Source organism: Rhizobium sp. N122 (assembly GCF_002211295.1).
Classification (GTDB): Bacteria; Pseudomonadota; Alphaproteobacteria; order Rhizobiales; family Rhizobiaceae; genus Rhizobium.
In genome coordinates this window covers 1-12,952 of the sequence record NZ_LOKU01000003.1, presented here as the reverse complement: position 1 = coordinate 12,952, position 12,952 = coordinate 1, and the positions used below count along the sequence as shown (strand labels likewise).

The 12,952-nt window shown below is 61.5% G+C and carries 13 protein-coding genes and 1 pseudogene; 9 read left to right on the top strand and 5 right to left on the bottom strand.

The features are described from left to right. Window positions 1-29: 29 nt before the first annotated feature. From ATY75_RS02945 to ATY75_RS02920, 6 genes are all read left to right on the top strand, one after another. Window positions 30-953 carry an ABC transporter permease subunit gene (locus ATY75_RS02945; protein ID WP_064840109.1) on the top strand — a complete coding sequence of 308 codons (924 nt, stop codon included), beginning with the start codon at window positions 30-32 and terminating at the stop codon, window positions 951-953. After that, window positions 950-1,867: an ABC transporter permease subunit gene (locus ATY75_RS02940; protein ID WP_064840112.1), complete on the top strand. Its 918-nt coding sequence runs from the start codon at window positions 950-952 to the stop codon at window positions 1,865-1,867. Before ATY75_RS02945 ends, ATY75_RS02940 begins: the two co-directional genes overlap by 4 nt. Window position 1,868: 1 nt before the next feature. Beyond that, entirely contained in the window at window positions 1,869-2,876 is a 1,008-nt protein-coding gene (locus tag ATY75_RS02935; protein ID WP_064840114.1) for an ABC transporter ATP-binding protein, read from the top strand. Beyond that, a complete protein-coding gene (locus ATY75_RS02930) occupies window positions 2,869-3,855 on the top strand; it encodes an oligopeptide/dipeptide ABC transporter ATP-binding protein (protein ID WP_088936415.1) in 987 nt (328 codons plus the stop codon). The genes ATY75_RS02935 and ATY75_RS02930 overlap by 8 nt, the downstream gene beginning before the upstream one ends. Window positions 3,856-3,989: 134 nt before the next feature. Next, on the top strand, window positions 3,990-4,331 hold the full coding sequence (locus tag ATY75_RS02925; protein ID WP_088936414.1) for a hypothetical protein: 342 nt from the start codon (window positions 3,990-3,992) through the stop codon (window positions 4,329-4,331). Window positions 4,332-4,470: 139 nt separating this feature from the next. After that, the gene (locus tag ATY75_RS02920) at window positions 4,471-5,391 is read left to right on the top strand and encodes a sugar kinase (RefSeq protein ID WP_064840119.1); all 921 of its coding nucleotides are present in this window, start codon (window positions 4,471-4,473) and stop codon (window positions 5,389-5,391) included. A gap of 83 nt (window positions 5,392-5,474) precedes the next feature. On the opposite strand, the gene gstI is transcribed toward ATY75_RS02920, so the two are convergent. Then, window positions 5,475-5,666, bottom strand: a complete 192-nt coding sequence (gstI, locus tag ATY75_RS02915) for a glutamine synthetase translation inhibitor GstI (RefSeq protein ID WP_088936413.1) — start codon at window positions 5,664-5,666, stop codon at window positions 5,475-5,477. A 427-nt stretch (window positions 5,667-6,093) separates the two neighbouring features. Here gstI and ATY75_RS02910 point away from each other — a divergent pair, with 427 nt between their 5' ends. Both ATY75_RS02910 and ATY75_RS02905 read left to right on the top strand, forming a co-directional pair. Then, entirely contained in the window at window positions 6,094-7,134 is a 1,041-nt protein-coding gene (locus ATY75_RS02910) for a glutamine synthetase beta-grasp domain-containing protein (protein WP_088936412.1), read from the top strand. A 238-nt stretch (window positions 7,135-7,372) separates the two neighbouring features. Then, entirely contained in the window at window positions 7,373-8,554 is a 1,182-nt protein-coding gene (locus tag ATY75_RS02905) for a glycosyltransferase family 1 protein (RefSeq protein WP_088936411.1), read from the top strand. A 93-nt stretch (window positions 8,555-8,647) separates the two neighbouring features. Here the strand turns inward: ATY75_RS02905 and ATY75_RS02900 are convergent, their stop codons facing one another. Next, window positions 8,648-9,661 carry an alpha/beta hydrolase gene (locus tag ATY75_RS02900; RefSeq protein ID WP_088936410.1) on the bottom strand — a complete coding sequence of 338 codons (1,014 nt, stop codon included), beginning with the start codon at window positions 9,659-9,661 and terminating at the stop codon, window positions 8,648-8,650. Between the two features lie 159 nt (window positions 9,662-9,820). Between ATY75_RS02900 and ATY75_RS02895 the strand changes: the two genes are divergently transcribed. After that, the gene (locus ATY75_RS02895; RefSeq protein ID WP_088936409.1) at window positions 9,821-10,258 is read left to right on the top strand and encodes a MarR family transcriptional regulator; all 438 of its coding nucleotides are present in this window, start codon (window positions 9,821-9,823) and stop codon (window positions 10,256-10,258) included. A 231-nt stretch (window positions 10,259-10,489) separates the two neighbouring features. Here ATY75_RS02895 and der read toward each other — a convergent pair whose 3' ends face one another. The 3 genes and pseudogenes from der to ATY75_RS33730 all read right to left on the bottom strand — a co-directional run. Beyond that, window positions 10,490-11,911: a ribosome biogenesis GTPase Der gene (gene der / locus ATY75_RS02890; RefSeq protein WP_088936408.1), complete on the bottom strand. Its 1,422-nt coding sequence runs from the start codon at window positions 11,909-11,911 to the stop codon at window positions 10,490-10,492. Window positions 11,912-11,927: 16 nt separating this feature from the next. Then, window positions 11,928-12,611, bottom strand: coding sequence for a tetratricopeptide repeat protein (locus ATY75_RS02885; RefSeq protein ID WP_088936407.1), 684 nt, complete (start codon window positions 12,609-12,611; stop codon window positions 11,928-11,930). Between the two features lie 213 nt (window positions 12,612-12,824). After that, a pseudogene (locus ATY75_RS33730) lies at window positions 12,825-12,952 on the bottom strand (IS481 family transposase); the annotation flags it as partial.

Below are 12,952 nucleotides of genomic sequence, written 5' to 3'. Positions count from 1 at the left end.
CCGCGCGCGGGAAGGACCGGCCCACGATCATGATCAAATATGCCCTCCGTCGCCTGCTATCGACGATCCCCGTTCTGTGGATCGCCGTCACAGCCTGTTTTTTCGTTTTGCGCCTTGCCCCCGGCGGCCCGTTCGATGGCGAAAGGCCATTGCCGCCGGTGATCCTGAAAAACCTCGCGGTTCATTACAATCTCGATAAGCCGCTGATCCAGCAGTACCTGATCTATGTCGGTGACCTGCTTCGGGGCGATCTCGGCCCCTCCTTCGCCAGCGAGGATTTTTCCGTCGCCCAGCAGATCATGATCGGTCTGCCCTATACCTTCACGATTGGTACCGCCGCCTTCCTGATCGCCATCATCGTCGGCATCGCCGTCGGCTGTCTTGGCGCGCTCTACCAGAACAAGACGCCGGACTATATTCTCGGCGCCCTCATCCTGGTGGGGGTGGTGTTGCCGAACTTCCTGATCGCGCCGATCCTGCAATTGATCTTCGGAATTCAGCTCGGCTGGTTTCCGGTCGGCGGCTGGGGTGACGGCTCGATCAAACATCTGATCCTGCCGATCGTCGTTCTGGCCCTGCCGCATGCCGGCCGCATCTCGCGCATCACCCGCGGCTCGATGATCGAGGTGATGAACCAGAACTTCATCCGCACCGCCAAAGCCAAGGGCATCGGCCCGCGGCTGACGGTGATGCGCCATGCGCTGAAGCCGGCGCTCATGCCTGTCGTCTCCTATCTGGGGCCGGCGGCAAGCTACCTTCTCACCGGCTCGCTCGTTGTCGAAAGCATCTTCGGATTGCCCGGCATCGGCCGCTACTTCGTCAACGCAGCGCTGAATCGCGATTACGGCATGGTTCTCGGTACGGTCATCTTCTACATGGTGCTGATCGTGTTCCTGAACCTTCTGGTCGACATCGCCTATGCCTGGCTGGACCCGAAAGTGAGAAACCGATGATCCTCAACCCCGCAAAACGCGAACTGCTCGCCGAGGAGCTTCTGCAGGCGGAGGGCCTGGCCCCCGAAGGCCGTTCGCTCACCAGGGATGCGCTCCGCCGTCTCGGGCGCAACAAGGCGGCCGTTCTGTCGATCGCCGTCCTGGCGCTGTTGATCCTCGCCGCCTTCCTCGGCCCCTGGTTCATTCCCTTCAACTACGAGGATCCGGACTGGGCCGCCTTCCGCATTCCGCCGTCGATCGAGACCGGCCATTATTTCGGCACCGACCCGAACGGACGCGACCTGCTTGCCCGCGTGCTCTACGGCACCCGCGTCTCGCTGGCCGTGGCGCTGACGGCAACCGTCGTCTCGGTCGTCATCGGCGTACTCTACGGCGCCATATCGGGCTATATCGGCGGCAGGCTGGACGCGATCATGATGCGCTTCGTCGATATCATGTACGCCCTTCCCTATATCCTCTTCGTCATCCTGCTGATGGTGATCTTCGGCCGCAACGTCTACCTGCTCTTTGCCGCGATCGGCGCGCTGGAGTGGCTGACCATGGCCCGCATCGTGCGGGGCCAGACCCTGTCGATCAAGCATCGCGAATTCATCGAGGCGGCCCGTGCCTCCGGGCAGCGGCCGTTCAAGATCATCGTCAAGCACATCATTCCGAACCTCGTCGGCCCGGTGGTCATCTTCGCGGCGCTGACGGTGCCCGAGATTATCGCCACCGAAAGCTTCCTGTCCTACCTCGGCTTCGGCGTCCAGGAACCGCTGACCTCGCTCGGCACGCTCATCGCCGAGGGAACCGACGCCATGGAAAGCATGCCCTGGCTGCTGATCTTCCCGGCAAGTTTCCTCGTGGCCCTGCTGCTCAGCCTGCTCTTCATCGGCGACGGGCTGCGCGACGCGTTCGACCCGAAGGATCGCTAGAATGGCCCATGAAACGCAAAAAGACATTCTGCTCGAACTTAAGGACTATTCGATTACCTTCAAAACGCCTGACGGCGAGGTGAAGGCGGTCTCGAATATGAACCTCACCGTCCGGCGCGGCGAGCGCGTCGCCATCGTCGGCGAGTCCGGCTCGGGCAAGAGCCAGACCTTCCTCGGCATCATGGGCCTGCTCGCCAAGAACGGCAGGACGGCGGGACAGGCGCTGCTCGAAGGCAGGGATGTGCTGTCGTTGAAACCGCGCGAGCTCGACCAGATCCGTGGCAAGGACATGGCCATGGTCTTCCAGGATCCGATGACCGCCTTGAATCCATCGCTCAGGATTTCGCGGCAGTTGACGGAACAGCTCGAGGTTCACCGCGGCCTGACGGCACGTGCCGCATCCGAGGCGGCCCTCGACATGCTGAAACGCGTCGGCATCCCGGACCCGACGCGGCGCTTCCACCTCTATCCGCATGAGCTTTCCGGCGGCATGCGCCAGCGCATCGTCATCGCCATGGCGCTGCTCACCAAGCCGAAGCTGCTGATTGCCGACGAGCCGACGACGGCGCTCGACGTCACCATTCAGGCCCAGATCCTCGATCTCTTCAACGACCTGACGGCGGAGATGAACACGGCGCTGATCATGATCACCCACGATCTCGGCGTCGTCGCCGGCCTCGCCGACCGCGTCGCCGTCATGTATGCCGGCCGCATCGTCGAGGAGGCGCCGGTCGACGAGCTCTTCGACAATCCCGCCCATCCCTATACGGCGGCGCTGCATGCCTCGATCCCGCGCCCGGATCAGGATGTCGACGAGCTGGTCGTTATCCCCGGGCGCCCGCCGAACCTGCAGCACCTGCCGAAGGGCTGCAATTTCTCGCCGCGCTGTTCACAGGTCCAGGACGATTGCATCGACCGCCCGCCGCCGCTCGAGACCCTGGCGCCGCGCCACTGCGCCGCCTGCTACCACCCGTTCCCGCGCCGTGAGGAGTTGCTGAACCATGGCTGACCGATCGCTTCTAAGGGTCGAGAACCTGACGACCCAGTTCGAATTGCCGGCGAAGGGCTTGTTCAAGCCGCCGATTTTCCTCACCGCCGTCAACAATGTCAGCTTCGATCTCGCCGAAGGCCGCACCCTCGGCGTCGTCGGTGAATCCGGCTGCGGCAAGTCCACGCTCGGCCGCTCCATTCTGCGGCTGTTGAAATCGCAGAAGGGCCGCATCCTCTGGCAGGGCCGCAATCTTCTCGACCTCTCGGAGGAGGAAATGCGCGCCGCCCGCCGCGACATGCAGATCATCTTCCAGGATCCGATCGCCTCGCTCGACCCGCGCATGACGGTCGGCGATATCATCGCCGAACCGCTCACCGTTTTCGAGCCGAAGCTTTCGAAGGCCGGGCGCACCGAACGTGTGCGCGAGATCATGACTGCCGTCGGCCTGGTGCCGGAGATGATCAACCGCTATCCGCACGAATTTTCCGGCGGCCAGGCGCAACGCATCGGCATCGCCCGCGCTGTCATCACCAAACCGAAGCTGATCATCTGCGACGAGCCGGTTTCGGCACTCGACGTCTCGATCCAGGGCCAGGTGATCACGCTTCTGCGCAAGCTGCGCAAGGAGTTCGGCCTGACGCTGATTTTCATCAGCCACGACCTCTCCGTCGTGCGGCTGATTTCCGACGATGTGCTGGTGCTCTATCTCGGCCGGGTGGTGGAGGCGGGCGACTGTGCCACCGTCTTCGATCATCCGGCCCATCCCTATACACAGGCGCTCTTTTCCGCAGCACCGATCCCGGATCCGAAGCTCGCGCGCCTGCGTACCCGCATCCGCTTGCAGGGCGATCCGCCCTCGCCGCTCAACCCGCCGAAAGGCTGTGTCTTCTCGCCGCGCTGCTGGAAGGCGACCGATATCTGTCGCACCGAAATGCCGCCGACCGAGGGGGTCCGTCCCGGCCAGAAGGCAGCTTGCTATCATATGGACAGGCCATGAGCGACTACGCAATCTCAGGATGAAGCGCCTGGAAAAGCGGACTTATTTTGGGTTCTAAAGTCCCCGATAAGAAAGATTTATCTGAGCGCATGCTAACTCTTTCCCGCCCAATCACGGGTTAGGGGAACGCATATATGAAATCGAGACTATCGGGATTGATCGCAGTTACATCTGCGATCATCGCTGCCTCCGCCATTTCGGCACAGGCCGAAGATCTGAAGTTCAAGCTCACCAACGGCACCGACTCCGTCCTGACGCGCTTCTACAGCTCGCCGACGGGTGTCGCCAATTGGGAGGAAGACGTCTTCGGCGAAGACGTTCTCGATCCGGGCGAAAGCATCGACATCACTATCGCCGATGGCCGCACCGTCTGCAAATACGATATGCGCTTCGAGTTCGAGGAAGGTTCGAACCTCGCGACCACCGAAGACACGCAGGATCTTTGCCAGATGGGCAGCTACACGATCCACGAATAAGAGCCCTTGCCGGCGCCCGTCTTCGCCTCGCGACGAAGGCGGGCTTTACCTCCTGCGATATCGGCATCCATGATATCAACGCTTGTCACTCCGCCTGGCTCCGCGTATCAGCGATAAAGAACAATGCCGGGAGGACAAGGTGAGCAGACGGTTTCTATCGATCGGTGAATGCATGGTGGAGCTCTCGCAGGCAGGCGACGGCCTGCTGCGCAAAGGCTTCGCCGGCGATACGTTCAACACCGCCTGGTATGCCCGTGCCTGCCTCGGCCCCGACTGGTCGGTCGATTATTTTACCGCGCTTGGCGACGATGCGATGTCGGATGAGATGGTCGCCTTCATCGACAAGGCAGGCATCGGCACGAGCCTCATCCGCCGCATCAGGGGCAAGACACCCGGCCTCTATATGATCAATCTGAAGAACGGCGAGCGCTCCTTCAGCTATTGGCGCGACAGTTCGGCTGCCCGCGGACTGGCCGCCGACCCCGACCGCCTGCGTGAGGCGGTTGAGAGTGCTGACCTCGTCTATTTCTCCGGCATCACCCTTGCCATCCTGCCGCAGGAGGATGCCACGACGCTGCTCGCCGAAATCCGCCGCGCCAAGGCCGCCGGCAAGCTGGTGGTGTTCGACCCGAACATCCGCCCCCGCCTCTGGTCGAGTTATGACATCATGCACGCAACGATCAGCGAGGGCGCCCGCTCCTCGGTGATCGTCATGCCGAGCTTCGATGATGAGGCCGCCCATTTCGGCGACGATTCCATCGAGGCGACGATCAACCGCTATCACGCGCTGGGCGCCGTCCATATCGTCGTCAAGAATGGCGCGGACGGAGTCAGGCTGAATTTCGCCGGAGAGGAGAGCTTCGTTCCGGCCGAGAAGGTCGCCCAAGTGGTCGATACCACCAGTGCCGGCGACAGCTTCAACGGCGCCTTCCTTGCAAACTATCTGGAAACAACGGATGCAACCGCCGCCGCCCGCTTCGCTGCAGGCGTCGCAGCCCGCGTCGTCAGTGAGCACGGCGCATTGGTGGCAAAGGAAAAACTGGGGTTGAACGGCGGCTGAGCCCGCACATGACAACCCGGGACGAATGCGATACGCAAGCGCTCGCCGCCTTGTCGGCGTTCTGACCCGCTAAAGGGGAAAACTCAGGACTTCGTCGGCCGGTCGGTCTCGCGAGCCGCCTCGTCATGGTACCAGCAACTGTCGAGCGCCGCGTCGCAAATATCGGCGGCCTCGCGCTCCATCATCCGAAAGCGTTCGAACCGGCTGGCGGCCCGCGTCGGCTTGACGGGAAACTGGTAAATCGTTGCGGATTCACGATGGAAACCGGTGGGCATGAGATCGCCTCCATTCAGTTCGGCGCATCGACATTTATCGCCGCGACCATAACACGATGCACATAGTTTATGCAAATTGCACAAATTATATGCATCTCAATATTATGATTGATCGATATGCTGTCTGCTCCGAGAGCGTCCGCCTATTTGTTCAACACTTCATCACGCCAGGCTAACGCCGAAATTTTCATCCGGTTCCGACGGCGAAATTCGGTTTCTTGCCGATGACACGGCCATCCGCCGTCAAAACGGGTGATTTCGGCAGAGAAAAATGCATGTCCGCAGGCTGATTTGCGATTTTTTTCGCCACTGCAGCCGAACTGGCACGCTACATGCTTTAAGAGGTGCATCCCCTGGCGGTTGGATGCGCTTGCGCGCCGAGATCGTCTCCGGATTTGCTCACCTTCGTAGCATTGAGAGAGTCACGATGACAAAATATAAGCTCGAGTATATTTGGCTCGATGGGTACACTCCGGTACCGAACCTGCGTGGCAAGACGCAGATCAAGGAATTCGACGTATTCCCGACACTGGAACAGCTTCCGCTCTGGGGCTTCGACGGTTCGTCGACCATGCAGGCCGAAGGCCGCAGCTCCGATTGCGTGCTGAAGCCGGTCGCCATCTATCCCGACCCGGCTCGCACCAACGGCGCGCTCGTCATGTGCGAAGTCATGATGCCTGATGGCGTCACGCCGCACCCGAGCAACGCTCGCGCGACCATTCTCGACGATGAAGATGCATGGTTCGGCTTCGAACAGGAATACTTCTTCTACCAGAACGGCCGTCCGCTCGGCTTCCCCGAGCAGGGCTACCCGGCTCCGCAGGGCCCCTACTACACTGGCGTCGGCTATTCGAACGTCGGCGACGTCGCCCGCGAAATCGTCGAAGAACATCTCGACCTGTGCCTGGCTGCCGGCATCAACCACGAAGGCATCAATGCCGAAGTGGCCAAGGGCCAGTGGGAATTCCAGATTTTCGGCAAGGGCTCCAAGAAGGCCGCCGACCAGATCTGGATGGCACGCTACCTGCTGCAGCGCCTGACCGAAAAATACGGCATCGACATCGAGTATCACTGCAAGCCGCTCGGCGACACCGACTGGAACGGTTCGGGCATGCATTGCAACTTCTCGACCAAGTACATGCGCGAAGTCGGCGGCAAGGCCTATTTCGAAGCGCTGATGGCGCAGTTCGAAAAGAACCTGATGGACCACATCGACGTTTACGGTCCTGACAACGACAAGCGCCTGACCGGCAAGCACGAAACGGCTCCGTGGAACAAGTTCTCCTACGGCGTTGCCGACCGTGGCGCCTCGATCCGCGTCCCGCATTCCTTCGTCAAGAACGACTACAAGGGCTATCTGGAAGATCGCCGCCCGAACTCGCAGGGCTGCCCCTATCAGATCGCTTCCCAGGTTCTGAAGACGATTTCGGAAGTTCCGACCGCAAGCTCGGCTTCTGCTGCCGCTTAACCTCCCAAACGGCGCCGGTCCACGATCGGCGCCGTCCTTCTTTCCGCATGAAACCGCGATCGGCCGCTGACATATTCGCGGGGATCGGGCCGCTGAAAGGCCTGCAAACGCGGGCATGCGGCTGTAATATTTCCATCATGGTCATGCCTCAAAATAGGCAGGCGGGAATCGCCGTTCCGGAACCTCGCTTTGGGATTGAGCGTTGGCACACCGATGCAACGCGGATGGAAATCGTGACATGCTGCAACATCCGGCAAACACTCATCACAGCGAGAGCTGGGCCAATGCTACAGCCGCCGGCAACCTGCCGGAACGCTTGGTGATCGTTACTGACGCCTGGCATCCGCAGGTCAACGGCGTCGTGCGCTCGATCGAGAACACCAATCGCGAGCTGGCGAAGATGGGCGTGGCTGTTTCGATGGTGACGCCGGAGCGCTTCAACAGCATCCCCTGCCCGACCTATCCCGAGATCCGCCTGTCGATTGCCAATTACCGCCGCATCGCCCGTGAGATCGAAAAACACAATCCTTCCTATGTGCATATCGCCACCGAAGGGCCGCTGGGGCTGACCGCCCGCCGATGGTGCCTACGCAAGGGCATGCCCTTCTCCACCAGCTATCACACGCGCTTTCCCGAATATGTTTCGGCCCGCCTGCCGATTCCGCAAAGCTGGCTTTATGCCTTCGTACGCTGGTTCCACAATGGGGGCGCCGGCTGCATGGTCGCGACACCGAGCCTTGCGCGCGAGCTTTCGGCCCGCGGCATCAAGAACCTGATGCCTTGGACCCGGGGCATCGACGCCACGCAATTCCATCCGATGCCGCTCGAACAGGAGCCATTCGGCCTTCCGCGCCCGATCTTCATGACAGTCGGCCGTGTGGCGTTGGAAAAGAATCTGCCGGCCTTTCTCGATCTCGACCTGCCCGGTTCGAAGGTCGTCGTCGGCGACGGCCCGGCACGCGCCGAGCTGGAGCAGCGCTATCCCGATGTGCACTTTACCGGTGTGAAGTTCGGCGAGGATCTGGCGAAAGCCTATGCCCAGGCCGACGTCTTCGTCTTTCCCTCGCTCACCGACACGTTCGGCAACACCATCCTTGAAGCGCTGGCATCGGGCGTCCCGGTCGCCGCCTATCCGGTCACCGGCCCGCTCGATATCATCGGCGAAGACAGCAAGGTCGGCGCGCTCGACCAGAACCTGCAAGCCGCCTGCCTTGCCGCCCTCTCCGCCTCGCGCACCCAGGCACTCGAGCTTGCCATGCAATATTCCTGGGAAGCGGCGACGCTGCAGTTCATCAACAATATCCGCGCCGCCAACGGCGTCATCACGCCGAAATGGAAAAGGGCCTGGCAATTTGCCAAGTCGCTGCCCAGAAGCAGAAAGCCCGGCGAAACCGCCGGGCCCGTTCCCTCCGCAGACTAAAGCAATTCCAGCAAAAGTGTGACGCGGTTTTGCCAGGCAAAGCGCAAAGCGCTTTTGCCCGAAATTGCGTGAACACAAAGAGCTGTATCGCCCTTACTTGTGCAAAGCGTTGCGAAGCGTGTCGTTCGCAACCGCAATCGCGCTGCGCGCAGCAGGCGTTTCGGCGATGGCGTTCAAGAGTACGAAGTCGTGGATCGTGCCGTTGTAACGCATCGACGTGACGCGAACGCCGGCCTGACTGAGTTTGCGGGCATAGGCTTCGCCCTCATCGCGCAGCACGTCGTTCTCGTCGACGATGACGAGCGCCGGCGGCAAGCCGTTCAACTGCTCCAGCGTGGCCTGCAGCGGCGAAGCCGTCGGCTCCTTGCGCTTGGCCTCGTCGGGCAGGTAGGCGTCCCAGAACCACTTCATCGCTTCCTTGGTCAGCCACGGACCATTGGCGAACTGGTTATAGGAACCATTGTCGAAATTGGCGTCGGTGACCGGGTAGAACAACACCTGCTGGTCGATCGCGGGACCGCCGCGCTCTTTGGCAAGCAGCGTCACCACCGCCGCCATGTTGCCGCCGACGCTGTCGCCCGCAACCGCCAGCCTGCTGGCGTCGACGTTGAACTCCTTGGCGTGCTCGGCGACATATTTGGTCGCCGCATAGGCCTGCTCGATGGCCACGGGATAACGGGCTTCCGGCGAACGTTCGTAATCGACGAAGACGACGGCGGCATTGGCGCCGTTGGCGATTTCGCGCACCAGCCGGTCATGCGTATCGGCATCGCCCAGCACCCAGCCGCCGCCATGGAAGTAGAGAATAACCGGCAGCGTGCCCTTGGCATGTTGCGGGCGGACGATGCGCAGCTTGATGCTGCCGGTCGGCCCTGATTTGATGACCTTATCTTCTTCCTTTGCGGCAAGCTTCTTGACGTCGCCCTTCTGCGCGCCGGCCAGAACATTCCGGGCATCGGCCGGTGACAGCGTGTAGATCGGCTGGCCGCCGGCAAGGCTGTCGATGAATGTCTGCGTTGTCGGCTCGAGTACCGGGTCGGCAAACGCGCCGACGGCGGAGGCTGCCAGGAGTGCTGCGGCGGAAACGGCGGTCTGGATGGTCGACATTGTCTTGTCCTCTCGGTTTGGTGTTCGTCGTGAACACGACAGTTATATCGCGCACGATTATTTATCGAGCAATTTAAATTTTGGCACGCCTGCCATGCAAAAAAGACGCTTGCGATTATTTGTTGCACGATATAAATTCACTCAGTTCTGGAGATGACCATGCAGGATCAGCTGAAGCTCGATAATTTCATTTGTTTTGCCGTGTATACGGCAAGCCATGCCCTGAACCGGGTTTACAAGCCGCTTCTCGACGCACTCGGTCTCACCTATCCGCAATACCTGGCCATGGTCGCGTTGTGGGAACAGGACGGCCAAACGGTCGGCGGTCTCGGCGAAAAGCTCTTCCTGGAATCCAGCACGCTGACCCCTCTGCTCAAACGCTTGGAAAGCGCCGGCTATATCAGGCGCGAACGCAGCAGCGAGGACGAACGCATCGTCGTCATTCGGCTTAGCGACCAAGGCAACCGACTGAAGGAAAAAGCGATCGGCATCCCCGGCTGCGTCGTGGAAGCGAGCGGTCGTGAGGCCGTGGATCTTACTCGGCTCCAGGCTGAAATCGTGGCGCTGCGCGAGGCGCTGGATAGAAGCGTGGCTTAGTTCAAGGCGATCGAGATAGGTCGTGCCTGAGGCACCCCTCTGCGCTGCCGGGCATCTCCCCCACAGGTGGGAGATCGGCTGGGCGGACCCACTCGCTCCAACATCAATTGTTTGGGGAGATTCCATCCACGTGTCGATCTCCCCCCTTATGGGGGAGATGCCCGGCAGGGCAGAGGGGGGGTAACCCAAGTACGACGCAAACGGACATTCCTCAAGGCACCAACAGGCGCCCTAGGTCCGCCTCTTCTTGCCTTCGAACGGATTCTCAGCCGAACGGAAATGAATTCGGATCGGCACGCTCGGCATGTCGAAATCGGCGCGCAATCCGTTGATCAGATAGCGCGTATAGGATTCCGGCAGCGCGTCGGAACGGGTGCAGGAGATCATGAAGGCCGGCGGGCGGGCCTTGACCTGGGTCATGTATTTCAGCTTGATGCGCCGGCCGGACACGGCCGGTGGCGGATGCTGGATCTGTTGCGTCTCCAGCCAGCGGTTGAGCCTTGCCGTCGAGATGCGCTTGTTCCAGACCCTATCCGTGTCGATGATCGACTGCATCAGCTTATCGAGCCCCCAGCCGGTCTGGCCGGAGATCGGCACGGCGCGGATGCCGCGCGCCTGCGGCAGCAGCCGGTCGGTCTTTTCGCGCAGATCCGCAAGCACCGCCTGCCGGTCTTCGATCATATCCCACTTGTTGAAGGCAAGCACGGCCGCACGACCCTCGCGCAGCACCAGATCGACGATCTGCAGGTCCTGCTTCTCGAAGGGGATCGTCGCGTCGAAGACGATGACGACGGTCTCGGCAAAACGGATGGCGCGCAGCGCGTCGGCGACGGAGAGCTTTTCGAGCTTCTCGGTCACCCGCGCCTTGCGGCGCATGCCTGCGGTATCGAACATCTTGATGGTGCGGCCGCGCCAATCCCATTCGACCGAGATGGAATCGCGGGTGATGCCGGCCTCCGGCCCGGTCAAAAGCCGATCCTCGCCGAGGAAGCGGTTGATCAGTGTCGACTTGCCGGCATTCGGACGGCCGACGATCGCCACCCTGAGCGGCTTGGTGTCGTCATAGACGGGCTCTTCGTCCTCGTCCTCGCCTTCGCCTGCGGCCTCGGAAATGTCGACGTTGGTGACGGCGACATCTTCCTTGGCATAGGCCCGGTCCTTGCCGATCGCCTCGACGATCGCGTCGCGCAGATCGAGCATGCCCTCGCCGTGTTCGGCCGAAATCGGCGTCGGCTCGCCGAGACCCAGCGTATAGGCGTCGTAGAAACCGCTGTCGGAGCCGCGCGCCTCGGATTTATTGGCGACCAGCACGACAGGTTTGCCACGCCGGCGCAGCATTTCGGCAAGCGCAGTGTCGACGGGCGTCAGCCCGTTCTTGGCATCGACGACGAACAGCGAAAGATCGGCCTCATCGATCGCCGCTTCCGTCTGCGCGCGCATCCGGCCCTGCAGGCTTTCCTCGTCGGCCTCTTCCAGGCCGGCAGTGTCGATGATCGTAAAGGTCAGGCCCATCAGCCGCGCATCGCCCGGCCGGCGGTCACGGGTCACTCCAGGCGTGTCGTCGACAAGCGCCAGCTTCTTTCCCACCAGGCGGTTGAAAAGTGTCGACTTGCCGACATTCGGACGACCGACGATCGCGACCGTGAAACTCATTCTTTTTCCTTAAAACTCAGCCCTGCGCGGCGGGCGCCTTGCCGGATGCGGTAATGAGATCAAGCATCATGTGGGCGCGATTGGCAACGTTGCGCGGGCTGTCGGTATCGTCGACGATCGACTGGAACCATTGCCGGGCCTGGGCCATGTTGCCGGCCTTATAAGAGGCAAGGCCGAGCGCTTCGCGTGCCGAATGGCGGAAGGCGTTGCCCGGCACGGCCATTTCCTCGATCGCCGCCGAAACCTGTTCATAGGAGCCGTTTTCGATCAGCAGCCAGCCGGCGCGCATCTTGGCGGCATCGCGCACGGCGGCCGGCACACCATTGTCCTGGCCGATCTCGTTGAAGGCGGCAATCGCCGCGGCGGCATCGCCCTTCTGTGCCTGGACGGTCGCGGCCCGCATGCGCGCCAGCACCGGATAGGCGCCATGGCCTTCTTTCTCGAGTTTGTCGAGCGCGGCCAGCGCCTCGTCGTTCTTGTTTTCGTCGGCAAGCTTCATCGCCGCCAGGAACTGGTCGCCGGTGCCGGAGGAGCGGTTGTCGTCCCAATATTCGTAGAGAACCTTGCCGGCGGTGCCGACGACGATCAGGATGGCGACGACGATGATATAGCGGCCGAACCGGCGCCAAGCGCCCTTCATCTGGTCGGACCGCAATTCCTCATTGACTTCACGGATGAAGCTGTCGTCGTTGAATGCCATTCTCGTCTCCGGCCGCGGAATACTATACGCACGTGCATGACATGCACATTGTCGGGCCTTCTACCCCATTTTGCCGCGGTTGTAAGGGGGATATGAAAGATTCGTTACATCCAATGCATGTCGCCGGAAAGTGTGCAGCGGTTCCCGGATAACGACATGCATAAAACAAAGAGCTAAAGCGCGTCGCATGAATCAAGTTAACCGCGACGCGCTTTAGATGTGGAGCCTCAACAGGTTGTCCTTGATCAGGCCGAGTCTACTGACGGGCGGTTTGGATTGTAGGCTGCCGTGCGGGCGATGCCAATTGTAACGGTGGAGCCAGAGCGGCAGGTCGGCGGCGC